Here is a 15,541-nt window from a genome sequence, read left to right on the forward strand (position 1 = left end):
ACGGGGGCCCGATCATGCCGGAAGCGGGCACAGCATGATCGGTCAGCCCCGGAGGCGGCAGCGCGGCGTGACCACGGAGGGGCCCGATCATGCCGGAAGCGGGCACAGCATGATCGGTCAGCCCCGGAGGCGGCAGCGCGGCGTGACCACGGAGGGGCCCGATCATGCCGGAAAGGACACAGCATGAGCACCTACACCATCCCGAATGTGATCGCGCAGCATCCGCGTGGCGGGGAGCGGATCACCGACATCTACTCCCATCTGCTCGCCGAGCGCATCGTCTACCTCGGCACGCCGATCGACTCCGGGGTCGCCAACGCGCTCATCGCGCAGCTGCTGCACCTGGAATCGGAGAGCCCGGAGCAGGAGATCAACCTCTACATCAACTGCGAGGGCGGCGATCTGTCCTCCATGCTCGCCGTGTACGACACCATGCAGCACATTCGTTCGCCCATACAGACCACCTGCGTCGGCCAGGCGATCGCGGTCGGCGCGGTGCTGCTTGCGGGCGGCGAGCCGGGCCGTCGCGCCATGCTCCCGCACGCCAGGGTGGTGCTGCACCAACCCGCCGCACGTGGACAGGGCGCGATTCCCGACCTGATCCTGCAGGCCGACGAGCTGGTGCGGTTGCGGGCGGAGATCGAGTCGATCCTGTCCCGGCACACCGGGCAGTCGGTGGAGCGACTTCGGCACGACACCGACCGCGACCGGGTCTTCACCGCGTCGGCCGCGATCGAGTACGGCCTGGTCGACCAGGTTCTGGGACGGCGCGACTGATCAGGCCGCCAGCGCCATCAGCGTGGGCCCGGTGCCGGAACGCGGCGCCGACCGCGGCAGGAGGGCGATCCTGCGGCGCGCGCGGAGTTCGTCCGCCACCTGGCCGGTGAGCTCACCCAGCGTGGTGGCGAGCGATCCGGCCAGGGCGGCGATCATCTCGCTCGACGGCTCCTTGCGTCCCCGCTCGACCTCCGACAGATACTGCGGGGAGATACCCGCCCGCCGGGCCGTCTCGACCAGCGTCTCGCCGCGGTCCTGCCGCAGGGTGCGCAACTGTTCGCCGAGCACCTCGCGCCACAAGGGTTCCGGCGGCGTTCGCGAGTCCGGTTGAGGGGTGCGGTCATCGCGTCCACCGGGAATCGAGTGCAGTCTCGGGTGCTCGCTCATGAGCAGAGCGTACGGTTCCGGGCCGCCGGAGTGCCCGGCATTACGCTCAGGGCGGACGAGCGGCGGGTCTTCGCGAATTCGGCGTGGTCGTCGCGGTAATCGGCGCGGAGGCGAGCATGATGGGAAACCGTGCCCGAGAACTCGAAAGTCCCCGATCTGAAACCGCGCAGCCGTGACGTCACCGACGGGCTGGAGAAGACCGCCGCTCGCGGGATGTTGCGCGCGGTCGGCATGGGCGACGACGACTGGGAGAAGCCGCAGATCGGCGTGGCCTCCTCGTGGAACGAGATCACGCCCTGCAATCTGTCTCTGGAGCGACTCGCCCGGGGCTGCAAGGACGGCGTCTTCTCCGGCGGCGGCTTCCCCATGCAGTTCGGCACCATCTCGGTGTCCGACGGCATCTCCATGGGACACGAGGGGATGCACTTCTCCCTGGTCTCACGTGAGGTGATCGCCGACTCCGTCGAGACGGTGATGCAGGCCGAGCGGCTCGACGGTTCGGTGCTGCTGGCCGGCTGTGACAAATCGCTGCCCGGGATGCTGATGGCCGCGGCCCGGCTGAACCTGGCGAGCGTGTTCCTGTACGCGGGGTCGATCCTGCCCGGCATCGCGAAGCTCTCCGACGGCAGCGAGCGCGAAGTGACGATCATCGACGCCTTCGAAGCGGTCGGCGCCTGCGCCCGAGGGTTGATGAGCCGTGACGACGTCGCCGCGATCGAGCGGGCGATCTGTCCCGGCGAAGGCGCATGCGGCGGCATGTACACCGCCAACACCATGGCCAGCGCGGCCGAGGCGCTGGGCATGTCGCTGCCCGGCAGCGCGGCGCCGCCCGCGACCGACCGGCGCCGCGACGGTTACGCCCGCCGCAGCGGCGAGGCCGTGGTCGAGTTGATCCGCCAGGGCATCACCCCGTCGGACATTCTCACCAAACCCGCTTTCGAGAACGCGATCGCGGTCGTCATGGCGTTCGGCGGCTCCACCAATGCCGTGCTGCACCTATTGGCCATCGCGCACGAGGCGAATGTCGACCTGTCGCTGGACGACTTCGCGCGCATCGGTCGCCGTGTGCCGCACCTGGCGGACGTCAAGCCCTTCGGCAACCACGTGATGACCGATGTGGACCGGATCGGCGGCGTGCCGGTCATGATGAAAGCCTTGCTCGATGCCGGGTTGCTGCACGGCGACTGCCTGACCGTGACGGGTCGGACGGTGGCGGAGAACCTGGCCGACATCACCCCGCCGGACCCCGACGGCAAGGTGATCCGCGCGATGGCCGCGCCGATCCATCCGACCGGTGGCATCACCATCCTCTCCGGTTCTCTCGCGCCGGATGGCGCCGTGGTCAAGTCGGCGGGTTTCGACTCCGACGTGTTCACCGGCACGGCACGGGTTTTCGATCGGGAACGGGCCGCGATGGACGCCCTCGAAGACGGCACGATCGCGGCCGGCGACGTGGTCGTCATCCGGTACGAGGGGCCGAAGGGCGGTCCCGGGATGCGCGAGATGCTGGCCATCACCGCGGCCATCAAAGGCGCGGGCCTGGGCAAGGACGTGTTGCTGCTCACCGACGGGCGGTTCTCCGGCGGCACCACGGGCCTGTGCGTCGGGCACGTCGCGCCGGAAGCCGTCGACGGCGGCCCGATCGCCTTCGTGCGTGACGGCGACCCCATTCGGCTCGATGTCGCCGAGGGCACGCTCGACCTGCTGGTCGATGCCGACGAACTCGCCCGCCGCCGCGCCGGCTGGGAACCGTTGCCGCCCCGCTACACCCGCGGCGTCCTGGCCAAGTACACGAAGCTGGTGGGCTCGGCTTCGATCGGTGCCGTCTGCGGCTGACGGATGCTCGATGCCGCGCACGACAGGGCCGAGTATCGAGGCCGCGCAGGCTGAGAACCGTTGCCGCCGATTGCATCGCAATGTCGTATCGAAGTACGCGGAGCTGGTGGCCCGGGCTCGATCAGGGCTGTGCGGCTGAGGAATTCGGTGCAGCGCAAGGCATCCGGTCTAGTACTGCGACCGCGCCTAGCTCTGTGAACTGGTTGTACGGCTCGACGGCTCGCCGCCAGTCGAGCTACGGAGGAGGGGATGGGTCGGGCCCGCGCGGGGGAATCTTACCGCGCGGGCCGCTTTGCGTGACCGCGCTGATCCCTAACCGGCGGCGGCTCGGGCGATCAGCTCACCGACTGCGTCGGGAGCGGACACCGAGACCGCGTGCGAGGCCGAGACCTCGACGATTTCGGCGCTCGCGCGTTCGGCCATGAACCGCTGCGCCTCCACCGGAATGTTCTTGTCCTCGCCGGTGACCAGCGCGAACGACCGGATGTCCTGCCAAGCGGTGGCCGTCGCGGGCTGTTGCAACGCGTCGAGGGCGACCGGTCGCTGGGTCGCGGCCATCAGCTCGGCCGTGGCGGCGGGCACGTCGGCGGCGAACTGCCGGTGGAATTCCGCCTGCCGGATGTAGAGCTCGGTACCGGTGCCCCCGTCGGGAAGCGGATAGGACGCGGCCCGGGTAGTGGGCCCGAGCGTCGATCCGGGGAACTTGTCGGTCAATTGCAGTGCGCTCTCGCCTACATCCGGAATGAACGCGGCGATATAGACGAGCGCTTCGACGTCGCTCCGTCCGGCGGCGGCCACCGTGATGACGCTTCCGCCGTAGGAATGGCCGACCAGAACGCTCGGCCCTTCCACGGAATCGAGTACCGACGCGACATAGGCCGCGTCACTGTCCAGACCGCGCAGTGGATTAGCGGCCGCGATCACGGGATGTCCCTGTGCGCGCAGCCGTTCGATGACCCCGTTCCAGCTGGACGAGTCGGCGAACGCGCCGTGGACCAGCACGATGGTCGGCGTGGAAGGACTGACGGGCTCGGTGCTCACAAGTGTGGTTCCTTCGAATCGGGTGGTCGGGGACCGGTCAGTCGGTGTACAGCGCGGACCGCAACGTCGCGACGGCCTGCGCCACCGCGGCTTTGGCGGCATGGGTGTCGTGCAGCGAGTTGACCATCACGAAGTCGTGGACGATCCCGCCGTAGCGCACCTGGGTGACCGGCACGCCCGCGGCGCGCAACTTGCCCGCGAAAGCCTCGCCCTCGTCGCGCAGCACGTCGGCTTCGGCGGTGATGACCAGCGCGGGCGGCAGCCCGGCCAGTTGCTCGGTGGTCGCCCGCAGCGGTGAGACGGTGATCTGCGCGCGCTCGTCGGCGCTGGTGGTGTACTGATCCCAGAACCACTTCATGCCCTCGCGGGTGAGGAAGTAGCCCTCGGCGAACTGCTGGTAGGAGCCGGTGTCGAAGTTGGCGTCGGTGACCGGGTAGAACAGCACCTGCTGAACGAAGGAGACGTCGCCGCGCTCCTTGGCCATCAGGGTCAGCGCGATGGCCATGTTGCCACCGACCGAGTCACCCGCGATCGCGATCCGGGACGAGTCGAGGCCCTTCGTCGCGCCCTCCGCGGTAACCCACTGCGCCACCCGGTAGGACTGCTCGTTGGCCACGGGATACCGCACATCGGGCGACCGGTCGTATTCGGGGAAGACCACGGCGGCGTGCGTGCCGACGGCCAGGTCGCGAACCAGGCGGTCGTGGGTGTGCGCGTCGCCGAAAACCCATCCCGCGCCGTGGGTGTAGATGATCACCGGCAGCGTTTCGGTGACGCCCTGCGGCTTGACGATCCGAACCCGCACCGAGCCCGTCGGGCCGCCCTCGACCGTGATCCACTCCTCGTCGACCTCGGGCTTGAAGATCGGCGCGTCCTGCACGGAGTCCACCGCCTTGCGCCCCTCCTCGGGCGGGAGCTGGTAGAGGAACGGCGGCTGCGAGGTCGCGTCGACGAACTCCTGCGCCGCCGGTTCGAGCGAGATGCCCAGCGGGTTACCTGACATGATCGTGCCTCTCGTAGAAGTGGTGGAAACTGCGGTTATTCAGGCGGATTGATCGATCGCGCCGGTGATGACGGCCACGACTTCGTCAGGGTGGGTCTGCATCACCAGGTGTGGTCCGTCGATCTCGACCACCGCGCGCATTCCGGCTCGCTGGTAGCCGAAGCGTTCGACGTCGGGGTTGATGGTGCGGTCGGCGCCGGACACGATGCCCCAGGCCGGTTTCGTCTTCCACGCGGCCGCCGAGGCGGGCTCGGTGAACGCGAACGCCGACAGCGGCCGCTGCGAGACCGCGAGGACCGCGGCCTTCGCCGGGTCCAGGCCCGCGGCGAAGACATCGGGGAAGGCGTCGATGGCGACCGAGACGTCCGTGCCGGGCTCGTCACCCTCGATCGGGTACGGCGCGTAGACGAGGTTGGCCGCCAGATCGGAATCCGGGAATCCGCCCTGTAATTGCCCGAGGCTCTCGCCTTCTTCCAGGGCGTAACCGGACACGTAGACCAAGCCCACCACGTTGTCGGCGACGCCTGCCACGGTGATGACGGCGCCGCCGTAGGAGTGGCCGGCCAGCAGGACGGGGCCGTCGATCCGTTCCACGAACGACTTGATGTAGGCCGCGTCCGCCGACAGGCTGCGGTTGAACACCGGGGGAACCACGACGCGATGGCCCTGGTCGAGCAGCCGTGCGGTGACGGGGGACCAGCTCGAGGCGTCGGCGAAGGCGCCGTGCACCAGAACGATGGTCGGACTTGCCGGGGCGGACATCGGTTTCCTTTCTCCAGCGCTCGGTGAGCGGCGCTGTGGCCGACTCAGTCTCGGCCGTAGGCCCCGCCGCGCGCCCCTCCCCACGGGCCACAAAAGCCTCCGTTCAGGACACGGCCTGCTCCAGCGCCGGATCGATCCGGGCGGCCGACCGGAAACGCTGCTGGTACTTGCGCGGGGAAATGCCAACGCGTGCCACGAAGGCCCTGCGCAACGCCTCGCTGGTGCCGTACCCCGCGGCCATGGCGGTCTCCGTCACGCTGTATCCGGCGTGCAGCATGTCCCTGGCCGTGCCGAAGCGGATGAACGCGACGTATTCCGCGGGCGAGCGTTCCAGTTCCGCGCGGAACAGCCGGGTCAGATGCCGGACGCTGACCCGTGCGTGGGCGGCCAGCGTCTGCACCGTATGCGGATAAGCGGGGTCCGCGCAGATCAGATCCACCACCCCGCGCACCAGCGGGCTGCGCGGCGCCGGTCCGGTGAGCGACGCGGAGAACTGTGACTGACCGCCCGCGCGCTGCATGTAGACCACCAGCGCCTGCGCGACGCGCCGCGCGACGTCGGCGCCGTGGTCCTCTTCGACCAGCGCCAGCGCGAGATCGACGCCCGCGGCGACCCCGGCCGAGCTGTACAGATTGCCGTCCCGCACGAAGATCGCGTCCGGGTCCACCTCGATCGACGGATAGCGTCGCGCGAGCTCGGTCGCGAATTTCCAGTGCGTCGTCGCGCGGCGCCCGTCGAACAGGCCCAGATCGGCCAGGACGAACGCACCGCTGCAAATGGACGCCAGCCTGCGGGTGTTGCAGGAAAGATGCCGCGCGGCCGCCAAGACCTCCGGTGTCATGAACTTCCCTGGTGGCAGCTCGCTGCCTGGAATCACCACGGTGTCGAAACGACCCGCGTCGGCCGCCGCGCAGCTCACCTCCACCCGCGCGCCGATCGAGGTCTGCGCGTCCTTGCCGTCGGCCGAGACCAGCACCACCTCGTACCCCGCCACCGACTGATCGGCCTCGACGAACACCTCGGCGGGCCCGACGAAGTCGAGCATCTTCACGCCGTCGAAGACCAGGATGCCCACCCGTTTGCTGGGCGAGGCGGCGAATTTGTTGGACATGTCACCATTATTGTGGAGGCACGGCTCCAGAACAAGCGATGTGCCGCAGTTCGCACGCCGATTGGTACGGTGAGCACATGGGACGGCCGCGACGATTCGACGAGTCGAACCTGCTCGACGCCGCGACCGAGTTGTTCTGGTCGAAGGGTTTCGACAGCACTTCGGTGGAAGACGTCTCGCTCGCGACCGGCGTCGGGAACGGGAGCATCTACGCCGCCTACGGCAGCAAGCGCGGACTGTTCCTGGCCGCGTTCGAACGCTATTGCGAGGGCCGTGCGCGTCTGGTGCGCGATGCCATCGGTACGGCGGGCGGTTCGGCGCGCTCCGCGGTGCGCGCGCTGTATCAAGCGATCATCGAAGACTGCGCGGCGCAACCGGATCGGCGCGGTTGCCTGATGATCAACAGCATCGCGCAGCTCGGCACCCGGATCCCCGAAGTCGCCACCATCGGCAGCCGCACCACCACCGAGATGGAGCGGGGCGTCGCCGACCGGCTGCGGCCCGCGATGCACGACGCGGGAGACGACGACGAAGCCACGCTCTCGGCGGTCAGCGCCGCTGTCGTGGTGGTCGCCCAGGGCCTGATCCAGCTCAGCCGTCAGGGATTTCCCGCACAGCGGCTGCACGAGATCGCCGATGTGTCGAGCGCGGCCTTACCGCGGGAATGGGCCGATCAGCTCGTGCACTGACCCGGGACGTCGATGGCCGTGCGTTCAGGGCAGTGTGCCCGCCGCGCGCCCGTTGGTGACGCGCAGGAGGTCGAGCTTCCCCGCGTCCTCGCTGCCGCCTGCCGCCGTGTAGGTGACCATGCGGAGGTCGGCGCCCGGGACGACGAGGACGTCGCAGTCGAGGGTGATGTCGCCGAGCTCGGGATGCCGGACCGTCTTCCGGTCGCTGGTGTGCTGCGACGCTGTCGCCGTCGTCCACAGCTGGGCGAATGCGGCGGAGGTGTCGCGCAATTCCCGCACGAGACGATCGAGTCCCGCGTCGGCGGGATAGCGGGACACCGCGTCCCTGAGATCGGCCACGATCGACGCCGCGAAGGCGCCGTGCCCGCGGTCGGACCGGAACGGACGCATCGAGGCGCGGGCCGCGCCGGTGCCGAAAACCGCACGGGCGAGGTTGCGCTCGCCGACCGGGACCAGCGCGGGGTCACCATGCAGCCCGCTCCACATGCCGTTCCACCACAGCAGCGTCCAGTCGGCGCCGAACACCCCGATCGGGACGTCGCCGAGGCGGGCGGTGAGCCGTTGGATGCCCGGCGGGACATGCGTGCCGATCGTCCCGTCCCGCGGGGGCAGCAATCCGGCTGCGCGATACAGCTCGTCGCGCTCGGTCCTGGACAGTTGCAGGGCCCGCGCGAGGGCGCCGACCACCTGCGCGGAGGGGTTACGCGCGCGACCCTGCTCCAAGCGCAAGACGTAGTCGACCGAGAGTCCGGCCAGCTGCGCGAGCTCCTCACGGCGCAATCCCGGAGCACGACGGCCGCCGGTCACCGGGAACCCGGCGTCGGCGGGCGCGAGACGATCCCGCCAGGCGTGCAGGAGCGCGCCGAAAGCGGAGCGAGCGGAAGCCATGCGCTCATTCTCGCCGCCGCGCGCCGCATCAGCCTGGGTACTGTCAGTCCTGGTGACGGGCGCGGCACTGGCTGCCGAGGGCCGCGGCGGCGACCATCGAGGCGACCGACGGGCTGTCATCAAGTGAAGGAGCCGCTATGCCCTCGACCATCGTAATGACCGGGGCGAGTCGCGGGATCGGCCGCGTCGCCGCGGAGCGCATCGTGCACGCGGCGCCGCAGGCGCATCTCGTCGTCGCCGCACGCGGGTCCACCGGTGCGCGACTCGCGGCCGAACTCGGCGCGGGCGGGCACCGGGTCTCGCACGTCCCGGTGGACCTCGATTCGCTGGACAGCGTGCGATCGGCCGCGGACGAGATCCGCAGCAGGCTCGACCTGGGCGAGCTGCCGCCGCTGCACGGTTTCGTGGGCAATGCGGGAATCCAGTACACGAACGCGCTCACCGAAGGGCCGGACGGATTCGAGTCCACCTTCACCGTCAACGTGCTCGCCAACCACCTGTTCATCCGCCTGCTCGAGGATCGCTTCCGCACTCCGTCGCGCATCGTGATCACCGTGAGCGACACTCACTTCGGCGACTTCCGGCACAACTTGGGCATGGTGCCAGGCCCGGTCTGGCGGTCCGCGGACGTCCTCGCCCGCCCCGGCGCGTTCTCCGAGCCGGGCACCACCGCCGCCGGGCGCACCGCGTACTCGACGAGCAAACTCGCCGCCATCCACCTCCTGCACGAGTACGCCCGCCGCCTGCCGGACGGCATCGATGCCATCGGCTTCAACCCGGGCTTCGTCCCCGGCACCGACCTCGCTCGCAACGCGGGTCGGGTCTCCCGGTTCGCGATGCGCCGCGTCCTGCCGGTATTGACCCGCACGCCGTTCGCGACCAGCCGCGCTGCCGCCGGGCGCCATCTCGCGGACGTCGTCCTCGGCGCCACCGCCGCGCCGACCGGCTCCTACGTCGACCGCGACCGGGTCGCCCGCTCGTCGGAGGAGTCGTACGATCCGCCGCGCGAAGCCGAACTCTGGGACGCTGTCGAGCGGCTCATCGCGCCTTATGCGGCCTGAGCCGGCGCAACTGTCCCTCCTGATCGGCAGAACCGGCCGGGTGATCGGAGAGAACTCGACGCAGGTCTTCGGAGCCGGGTAGGTCGAACCGCTCCGGATCACCGAGCGTCTCTCCGCGAGTCACCTCACAGGTAGGGGAAGCAATCGATATCGCGGTGCGTCAGGCAGGGTTGCTCGACGGGCCGCAGCCAGCGGGCGGGGACTCGCAGCGGTTCGACCTCGGGCAGGCGCACGGGCCGATCCTCGCCGTCGAACAAGGTCCCGCGCACCCGGAACACACCCATCGGCAGTCCGAGCGCGTCGGCTTGCTCGCTGGTCAGCATCACCGCGATGCGGGAGTTCGCGGTGATCCGCAGCCCTTCGACGGTGGTCGGCTCGCTGGTGTGGTCGATGTCGGTGACGGTGAGCCGGAACCGGCCGCCGCGCAGCCACGACCACGCCCACGTGAGCGAACCCGGCTGGTCGCAGTCGGGGTAGCGACTGCGTGGCAAGCGCTGCGGGACCAACACCATATAGGTGCACCCGACCTCGATATCGCGGGTCCGCATACCTTTCAGGGTGGCCGCAGCACCGGCTCATCGCAAGGAAACCAGCAAATCAGCGCTACACCGGGGCGGACCCGAAGGCGTAGGCGCAACCGGCCGCCGAAACCGCGCCGGAGTCGGGTATGAAAGCCGCCGCACGGGGTAGGCGGCAGGTGTGCGACTGGGTGTGCTGGACATCGGTTCGAATTCCGCGCAGTTTCTGGTGGTGGACGCCTCTCGCGGGGCGCCTCCGTTGCCACTGCGCGCGCTGAAGGAGCCGGTGCTGCTCGGCGAAGACATCGACGCGGCCGGGGTGATCACCGCGGACGGGGCGCAGCGGGTCGCCGACGCCGTCGAACGGGTGCTGTCCGAGGCCACGCGCTACGACGTCGACAGCTTCTACGCGTTCGTCACCGCGGCGATCCGCGACGCGCCGAACCAGCAGGCGGTGCTGGACAAGATCGAGGCCGCCAGCGGCATCCGGCCCCAGTTCCTCAGCGGCGTGCAGGAGGCGCGACTGACGTATCTGGCCGTTCGCCACTGGTTCGGCTGGTGTGCTGGCACGCTGCTCATGCTCGACATCGGCGGCGGCTCCATGGAGATCGCACTCGGCCGCGACGCCGAGCCGAGCCTCGCGCTGTCGCTGCCGCTCGGCGCGGGCAGGCTCACACGGGCGTTCTTCGCCCAGGACCCACCGCGCCGGTCGGAGCTCGAGCTGATGCGCAGGCACATCCGCGACTGCCTCGGACAGGTGCGCGACCGCTTGCTGTGGGAAGGCACCCCACGACACGTGATCGGCAGCTCGAAGACGTTCAAACAGCATGGCAGCGTCCGCAAGCTGGCCGCCATGCCTGCCGAGAAGCGGGCGGCCCTGCGCGGGGTCTCACCGGCACGCGCGAGTCAGATCCTGGCCGGAGCGATGGTGGCGGACGCGACCATGGCGGCACTGGACATCGACTGCCTGGAAGTGAGCCCGTGGGCCTTGCGAGAAGGGGTCGTCCTGGAACACATCTCCACGCGCGTCGACAGTGACCGGACGCTGCCGTTGCACGCGCTCAAGCTGCCGCGGCACGGCCCGGAGTCCCCGGTCAGCGTGCTCCCGCGACGGGTGTGATCAGGGGGATCAGCGGTTGCCGAACACTTTGCCGCCGAATCGTCCGAATGCGGCATTCATCAGTGGCGAGCGGGTGACCGTCACTTTGAGGCGGTTCAGAATGGGGGCGATGGGGCGGGGGTCGACGTCGCGAAGCGCCTCGGTGAGCAGGCGGACGGGTTCGGCGCAGGAGTCGTAGCGGTCACCGGGGGCTTTCGCGAGTGCCCGGTGCAGGATCGCGTCGACCTCGGGCGGGATCCAGCGGTGCTGTGCGGAGAGCGCCGGGGGTGGCTCGCGCAGCTGCGCTTCGGCGGTGGCCATGAGGTTCACGCGAGAGAACGGCGTGTGGCCGGTGAGCAGCTCGACGGCGGAACAGGCCAACGCGTACTGGTCGGTGGCCGGTGACACCGTCTCCGCCCGCAGCAGTTCCGGCGCGGCATACGGCACCGATACGACGACGAACCCGTTGGTGGCCAAAGGCGGTTCCGGCCGATCCAGCCACCGCGCCGAATCGAAATCCGAGATCTTCACCGTCGACTCGTCCGTCCCGACCAGCACGTTCGCCGGTTTCACGTCGAGATGGACCACTCCGTTGGCGTGCGCGAAATCCAATCCCGCCGCGACGTGCGTCAGTACGTGGAGCACCCGCCGCAGGTCCGGGTACCGATGCGGTGAACGCACCAATGTCGAACCCGTCGCGCCCGCCACGTACTCGTGTGCCGACCACAGCCTGCCGTCGGTTTCCCCGTGCGTGTACATCCGCACGATGTCGGGGTGTCGCAACGCCGACAAGATGTCGAACTCGTGCACGAATCGGGCGCGCGCCTCGGGTGACCGACTGTCCTCGGGCCCCAAGATCTTCAAGGACACCGGGCGTGACCACTCCGGATCCTCGGCCAGGTACACGTGGCTGCTGCCACCGTGTCCCAGCGGGGCCCGCACGACGAAGCCCGCGAACTGGTCACCTGGTTCTAGCAGCACCGCCTCACCATAGTGCGACGCCCCCAGCCGCACGCCGGTGTTTGCCTTCGGTGTGCCCAACGGCACTGCGCCCGCGCGGTAAGCGGGATGATGCCCGCCGACGCGCAGCCTGCGGGACGCGAGACTGCTCCCGCCGGCCCGAAGGTCGTGGCACGACACTTCAGGCCGACGGGCAGCACGGCGGTGGGTCAGACGAGGGTGATCTTGAGGGTGTAACCGGCCGCCGAGCCGTCGGCGGAGGTGACGAGGATCTGGTAGTCGTTGCCGTCGGCGACGAGATCGGCGTGCGGTGCCTCGTTGGCGACCTGCGGCCCGATCAGCGGGGCCACCGAGACGCGGGCATTGCCCGCGACGTCGAAGCTCAGGCGCTGCCCCGGCGCGGTGGCGATGGAGTAGCTGTCGGCCTTGCCCTGCCCGACGTTGCCGCTGATCTCGGCGCTGTTCTGGCCGGGAGCGATCTGCAGGCGTTGCACGACGCCGGGAACCGAAGGAATACCGGGCGCGGCCTGGGCGGTCGCCGCCCCTCCGGCCGCGGTGAAGCTGACGACGGCGAGCACCGCGGGCACGGTACCCACCAACGAACGAATCAGTCGAGAAGCGGTCATGGGCACCATCTTTCCTCAGCGCGTGTGCGAGATCTCATGCGGCTGCGGTAAACCGATGGCTACGCCCGGGGATCGCGCGTGATCACCGCACAGACGAAGGCGCCCCAGTGACCGATCACGGATGGAAACACCGGCAATGAACGGGAGATGTCGGTGCCTCATGCCACACTGGCGGTGTAGTCACCTGGCCAGAGGAGAACGAATTGGCCGACATTGATGACCGCCCCGTGGTGCGACTGGTCGCGCATTGCCGTCGCTGTCACGGTTGGCTGCTGTCGCCACAATCGGTCGCACAAGGAATCGGCCCGACCTGTGCGATCCGTGAACGCGCGGAGCTGCGCGCCCAATCTACCCGAGAACTCACTCTTTTCGACGTCGCGGCGTAGCCGGGGTTCGGTGCGTTGTCCGGCCGACCCGAAGATGCTGACCGGGCCGTCCCGCGTCGAGTCCATAGCCGAGCTGTGGCATGGGGAGCGAGACGGCCCGGCGGGCCGATGCGTTCAGGTCGTCGCGATCAGAATCTGTTCCGATTCGGCCGGTCGCAGCCCGTCGGTCCGGTCGGCGAAGTAGCGGCCGGTCAGCTCCGCGGCGGGGACGTGCCGGGTGGCGGCGAATCCCGCGTCTTCGGCCAGCCGCACCATTTCCTCGGGACGGAAGAAACTGATGAACGGCGTGCCGGATCGGCGGGCGCCCTCCTCGGCGAATCCGCGCATGACCTGTTCGTCGGCGTCGACGAGTTCGAGCGGCAGCAGGAAGGTCGTGACCAGAGCGGAGCCCGGCGCGAGCGCCGAAAGTTGCCGCAGAGTAGCGATATTCGCCTCGCGGGTCAGGTACATCGATACACCGGTGGAGGCGACGAGCGCCGGACGGGCGGGGTCGAAACCGGCCTCGAGGAGCCGCTGCCACCACGCGTCCACTTCGAAATCGACCGGAACCAGCCGCAACCACGGCGGGATGTCGAAGCCGAGTTCGCTGAGGCGCTGCCGTTTCCATGCCTGCGGTCCGGGTTGATCGACCTCGAAGACGGTGAACCGCGCGGCCAGCTCCGGTCTGCGCTGGGCGAAGGTGTCCAGTCCCGCGCCGAGTACCACGTACTGATCCACGCCGCGCTCGGCCTGCTCGGCCAGCAGATCCTCTACGAAACGCGCCCGCGACACGATGCCCGCGCGCATCGGCGCGGTGGACCGCGGATCCATGTCCGGGCGGTCCCGCCAGCCGTCCTCGGGCGCGGCCAGGCGTAGGCCGACGCGGTCGTCGAACACGTGCGGTGCCTGGTCGTGCAGCGCGTGCACGGCTCGCCACAGCGCTACCCGGACCGCGGTGCTGTCCGGCGCGATCGTCTCGGGTGTCATCGGCTCACTCCTCTTCCGGGGCCTGCAGGCTCCATACCCGCCCGTCCGGGTCGTGGACGGTCATCTCCCTCGTCCCGTAATGGGTCGGCTCGAAGTCGGTGCGGATCTCGACACCGTCACCCGGACGTACCTCTGGGCTCGCCACCTTCAGCACCAACCGGGTGCTCGTCTGCTGTGTCGGCGGCACCTCGGCCACGAAGACGTATGCTCCCTCGCCGTTGCGGAACTGGCCGGAGTTGTGATCGGTCTCGAAGTCGACCGTGAAGCCCAGCCCTTGCAGGAATTTCGCCATCCGGCCCCAGTTGTGGGTCTCCAGGAACACGGCCTCGATGCCATCGGTGGTCATTGTCGATCCTCTCCTTCGTCGTCGAGGTAGGCGCGCAGCGCGGCGGTGACCAGCGCCGACAACGACATCTCCGACTCGATCGCCCGATACTTGACCTGCTTGATCAGCTCGATCGGCAGGTAGACGTTGAACTGCTTCACTTCCTCGGCCACGAGGCAATGCTAGCAAACTAGCATGCTAAGGGGCAGGGTTCCAGCATCGACCGTCGATCGGGTCATCGAACCCGAGTTCGAGCACGACGCCGGTCGCTGTGGTTAAGATGAGCGACGCTCATTTTCCGTGGACGGGCGGGAGGAAGTCATGCCGCCGAAGGCTGTCGGTCAACGTCGTCGCCCCGCGCAGGCGCGGGCCAAAGCGACCAGGGAGCACATCCTGGACACAGCGGCGCGGCTGTTCGGCGAGCGCGGTATCGCCAATACCTCCACGAACAAGATCGCGGCGGAAGCGGGCGTGAGCATCGGCACGGTCTACCGGTACTTCGCCGATCGCGGTGTCCTGGTCGAAGAACTCCTCGAGCGGTTGCTCGAAACGGTGGAGCGGCGTTTCACCCAGCGTGTCTTCGACTTGTCGGGAAAAACGATGCATCAGGTCGCCGCCGACATCCTGGGCGTGATCACCGAAGAGCTGGTGGCCAATGCGAAGTTGGTGCGCGCGCTCGTCGCAGGCGTGCAGTTCTACAGCAGTGGCATTCCCGAGTTCGAACCGCGGCTGCGCCTGCTGGTGAAAGTGATGCTGATCCAAGTGCTCGGTCCGGGCGACGATCACGAGTACGACGTGATGACCTTCGTCGTGATCAATACCGGTTTCGCGGCTGTTTTGCGCGCGTCCGCCCTGGAGGTCGACGACCCCGCGCGCGCGGAGGCGATCGACATGACAGCGCGGATGATCGGCGCCTGGGCCGAAGCCGAGGCGGCGGCGCGCGCCGCCGTTTGAGCAGCTGTGGCGCTCTGCGCAAAAAAGTGAGCACCTGACCATGTATGTGGTGCGCATGAGCTTCCCAAATCGGGCTTTCCTTCATGATATTTGCTGGTCAGAGCTTATTTTTCCGTTACTTCCCCAGTCGCCGGAAGCGGAGTAGCAGCTGA

General features: G+C 68.8%; 19 protein-coding genes. 7 read left to right on the top strand and 12 right to left on the bottom strand.

Annotated features, from left to right (window positions below):
* Positions 1 to 183 precede the first annotated feature (183 nt).
* On the top strand, positions 184 to 777 hold the full coding sequence (locus tag ABZW96_RS17625) for an ATP-dependent Clp protease proteolytic subunit (protein WP_355075775.1): 594 nt from the start codon (positions 184 to 186) through the stop codon (positions 775 to 777).
* Here the strand turns inward: ABZW96_RS17625 and ABZW96_RS17630 are convergent, their stop codons facing one another.
* Positions 778 to 1,164, bottom strand: coding sequence for a helix-turn-helix transcriptional regulator (locus tag ABZW96_RS17630; RefSeq protein WP_355075777.1), 387 nt, complete (start codon positions 1,162 to 1,164; stop codon positions 778 to 780). It lies immediately after the preceding gene.
* 129 nt (positions 1,165 to 1,293) lie between these two features.
* On the opposite strand from ABZW96_RS17630, the gene ilvD reads away from it, so the two are divergent.
* A complete protein-coding gene (ilvD, locus tag ABZW96_RS17635; protein WP_355075779.1) occupies positions 1,294 to 3,000 on the top strand; it encodes a dihydroxy-acid dehydratase in 1,707 nt (568 codons plus the stop codon).
* Positions 3,001 to 3,312: 312 nt separating this feature from the next.
* Here ilvD and ABZW96_RS17640 read toward each other — a convergent pair whose 3' ends face one another.
* The 4 genes from ABZW96_RS17640 to ABZW96_RS17655 all read right to left on the bottom strand — a co-directional run bounded on the left by ABZW96_RS17640 (position 3,313) and on the right by ABZW96_RS17655 (position 6,917).
* Positions 3,313 to 4,041 (bottom strand): alpha/beta hydrolase, encoded by a 729-nt coding sequence (locus ABZW96_RS17640; RefSeq protein ID WP_355075781.1) that lies wholly within the window; start codon positions 4,039 to 4,041, stop codon positions 3,313 to 3,315.
* 37 nt (positions 4,042 to 4,078) lie between these two features.
* Positions 4,079 to 5,044 carry an alpha/beta hydrolase gene (locus tag ABZW96_RS17645; RefSeq protein ID WP_355075783.1) on the bottom strand — a complete coding sequence of 322 codons (966 nt, stop codon included), beginning with the start codon at positions 5,042 to 5,044 and terminating at the stop codon, positions 4,079 to 4,081.
* A gap of 39 nt (positions 5,045 to 5,083) precedes the next feature.
* Entirely contained in the window at positions 5,084 to 5,806 is a 723-nt protein-coding gene (locus ABZW96_RS17650) for an alpha/beta hydrolase (RefSeq protein WP_355075785.1), read from the bottom strand.
* A 103-nt stretch (positions 5,807 to 5,909) separates the two neighbouring features.
* Complete coding sequence (locus ABZW96_RS17655) at positions 5,910 to 6,917, bottom strand: DJ-1/PfpI family protein (RefSeq protein ID WP_355075786.1); 1,008 nt, start codon at positions 6,915 to 6,917, stop codon at positions 5,910 to 5,912.
* A gap of 77 nt (positions 6,918 to 6,994) precedes the next feature.
* On the opposite strand from ABZW96_RS17655, the gene ABZW96_RS17660 reads away from it, so the two are divergent.
* Complete coding sequence (locus ABZW96_RS17660; RefSeq protein ID WP_355075788.1) at positions 6,995 to 7,606, top strand: TetR/AcrR family transcriptional regulator; 612 nt, start codon at positions 6,995 to 6,997, stop codon at positions 7,604 to 7,606.
* Positions 7,607 to 7,630: 24 nt separating this feature from the next.
* On the opposite strand, the gene ABZW96_RS17665 is transcribed toward ABZW96_RS17660, so the two are convergent.
* On the bottom strand, positions 7,631 to 8,494 hold the full coding sequence (locus ABZW96_RS17665; protein WP_355075790.1) for a helix-turn-helix transcriptional regulator: 864 nt from the start codon (positions 8,492 to 8,494) through the stop codon (positions 7,631 to 7,633).
* Between the two features lie 137 nt (positions 8,495 to 8,631).
* Here ABZW96_RS17665 and ABZW96_RS17670 point away from each other — a divergent pair, with 137 nt between their 5' ends.
* Positions 8,632 to 9,555, top strand: coding sequence for an SDR family NAD(P)-dependent oxidoreductase (locus ABZW96_RS17670; RefSeq protein WP_355075791.1), 924 nt, complete (start codon positions 8,632 to 8,634; stop codon positions 9,553 to 9,555).
* Between the two features lie 125 nt (positions 9,556 to 9,680).
* Here the strand turns inward: ABZW96_RS17670 and ABZW96_RS17675 are convergent, their stop codons facing one another.
* The gene (locus tag ABZW96_RS17675; RefSeq protein ID WP_355075793.1) at positions 9,681 to 10,103 is read right to left on the bottom strand and encodes a hypothetical protein; all 423 of its coding nucleotides are present in this window, start codon (positions 10,101 to 10,103) and stop codon (positions 9,681 to 9,683) included.
* Between the two features lie 151 nt (positions 10,104 to 10,254).
* Here ABZW96_RS17675 and ABZW96_RS17680 point away from each other — a divergent pair, with 151 nt between their 5' ends.
* Complete coding sequence (locus tag ABZW96_RS17680; RefSeq protein WP_355075794.1) at positions 10,255 to 11,193, top strand: hypothetical protein; 939 nt, start codon at positions 10,255 to 10,257, stop codon at positions 11,191 to 11,193.
* A 9-nt stretch (positions 11,194 to 11,202) separates the two neighbouring features.
* Here ABZW96_RS17680 and ABZW96_RS17685 read toward each other — a convergent pair whose 3' ends face one another.
* Both ABZW96_RS17685 and ABZW96_RS17690 read right to left on the bottom strand, forming a co-directional pair.
* Positions 11,203 to 12,153: a serine/threonine-protein kinase gene (locus ABZW96_RS17685; RefSeq protein ID WP_355075796.1), complete on the bottom strand. Its 951-nt coding sequence runs from the start codon at positions 12,151 to 12,153 to the stop codon at positions 11,203 to 11,205.
* A gap of 188 nt (positions 12,154 to 12,341) precedes the next feature.
* Positions 12,342 to 12,758 (bottom strand): hypothetical protein, encoded by a 417-nt coding sequence (locus tag ABZW96_RS17690; protein ID WP_355075798.1) that lies wholly within the window; start codon positions 12,756 to 12,758, stop codon positions 12,342 to 12,344.
* Between the two features lie 230 nt (positions 12,759 to 12,988).
* On the opposite strand from ABZW96_RS17690, the gene ABZW96_RS17695 reads away from it, so the two are divergent.
* A complete protein-coding gene (locus tag ABZW96_RS17695; RefSeq protein ID WP_355075981.1) occupies positions 12,989 to 13,144 on the top strand; it encodes a DUF6011 domain-containing protein in 156 nt (51 codons plus the stop codon).
* Between the two features lie 114 nt (positions 13,145 to 13,258).
* Here the strand turns inward: ABZW96_RS17695 and ABZW96_RS17700 are convergent, their stop codons facing one another.
* Genes ABZW96_RS17700 through ABZW96_RS17710 form a run of 3 tightly spaced genes read right to left on the bottom strand, consistent with a single transcriptional unit; the run spans position 13,259 to position 14,608 of the window.
* On the bottom strand, positions 13,259 to 14,110 hold the full coding sequence (locus tag ABZW96_RS17700; RefSeq protein WP_355075800.1) for a class I SAM-dependent methyltransferase: 852 nt from the start codon (positions 14,108 to 14,110) through the stop codon (positions 13,259 to 13,261).
* A 4-nt stretch (positions 14,111 to 14,114) separates the two neighbouring features.
* Positions 14,115 to 14,456: a VOC family protein gene (locus ABZW96_RS17705; protein WP_355075801.1), complete on the bottom strand. Its 342-nt coding sequence runs from the start codon at positions 14,454 to 14,456 to the stop codon at positions 14,115 to 14,117.
* A complete protein-coding gene (locus ABZW96_RS17710; RefSeq protein WP_355075803.1) occupies positions 14,453 to 14,608 on the bottom strand; it encodes a CopG family transcriptional regulator in 156 nt (51 codons plus the stop codon). The genes ABZW96_RS17705 and ABZW96_RS17710 overlap by 4 nt, the downstream gene beginning before the upstream one ends.
* Before the next feature lie 148 nt (positions 14,609 to 14,756).
* Here ABZW96_RS17710 and ABZW96_RS17715 point away from each other — a divergent pair, with 148 nt between their 5' ends.
* A complete protein-coding gene (locus tag ABZW96_RS17715; RefSeq protein WP_355075804.1) occupies positions 14,757 to 15,389 on the top strand; it encodes a helix-turn-helix domain-containing protein in 633 nt (210 codons plus the stop codon).
* Positions 15,390 to 15,541: the final 152 nt, after the last annotated feature.

The organism is Nocardia sp. NPDC004168 (genome assembly GCF_040610355.1).
Taxonomy (GTDB): Bacteria; Actinomycetota; Actinomycetes; order Mycobacteriales; family Mycobacteriaceae; genus Nocardia; species Nocardia sichangensis.

What these genes read in the sequence shown, in the direction of transcription:
- ABZW96_RS17625 (WP_355075775.1), top strand. Translation starts at nt 184, where the DNA reads ATGAGCACCTACACCATCCCGAATGTGATCGCGCAGCATCCGCGTGGC.
- ABZW96_RS17630 (WP_355075777.1), bottom strand. Translation starts at nt 1,164, where the DNA reads ATGAGCGAGCACCCGAGACTGCACTCGATTCCCGGTGGACGCGATGAC.
- ABZW96_RS17645 (WP_355075783.1), bottom strand. Translation starts at nt 5,044, where the DNA reads ATGTCAGGTAACCCGCTGGGCATCTCGCTCGAACCGGCGGCGCAGGAG.
- ABZW96_RS17650 (WP_355075785.1), bottom strand. Translation starts at nt 5,806, where the DNA reads ATGTCCGCCCCGGCAAGTCCGACCATCGTTCTGGTGCACGGCGCCTTC.
- ABZW96_RS17655 (WP_355075786.1), bottom strand. Translation starts at nt 6,917, where the DNA reads ATGTCCAACAAATTCGCCGCCTCGCCCAGCAAACGGGTGGGCATCCTG.
- ABZW96_RS17660 (WP_355075788.1), top strand. Translation starts at nt 6,995, where the DNA reads ATGGGACGGCCGCGACGATTCGACGAGTCGAACCTGCTCGACGCCGCG.
- ABZW96_RS17665 (WP_355075790.1), bottom strand. Translation starts at nt 8,494, where the DNA reads ATGGCTTCCGCTCGCTCCGCTTTCGGCGCGCTCCTGCACGCCTGGCGG.
- ABZW96_RS17670 (WP_355075791.1), top strand. Translation starts at nt 8,632, where the DNA reads ATGCCCTCGACCATCGTAATGACCGGGGCGAGTCGCGGGATCGGCCGC.
- ABZW96_RS17675 (WP_355075793.1), bottom strand. Translation starts at nt 10,103, where the DNA reads ATGCGGACCCGCGATATCGAGGTCGGGTGCACCTATATGGTGTTGGTC.
- ABZW96_RS17690 (WP_355075798.1), bottom strand. Translation starts at nt 12,758, where the DNA reads ATGACCGCTTCTCGACTGATTCGTTCGTTGGTGGGTACCGTGCCCGCG.
- ABZW96_RS17700 (WP_355075800.1), bottom strand. Translation starts at nt 14,110, where the DNA reads ATGACACCCGAGACGATCGCGCCGGACAGCACCGCGGTCCGGGTAGCG.
- ABZW96_RS17705 (WP_355075801.1), bottom strand. Translation starts at nt 14,456, where the DNA reads ATGACCACCGATGGCATCGAGGCCGTGTTCCTGGAGACCCACAACTGG.
- ABZW96_RS17715 (WP_355075804.1), top strand. Translation starts at nt 14,757, where the DNA reads ATGCCGCCGAAGGCTGTCGGTCAACGTCGTCGCCCCGCGCAGGCGCGG.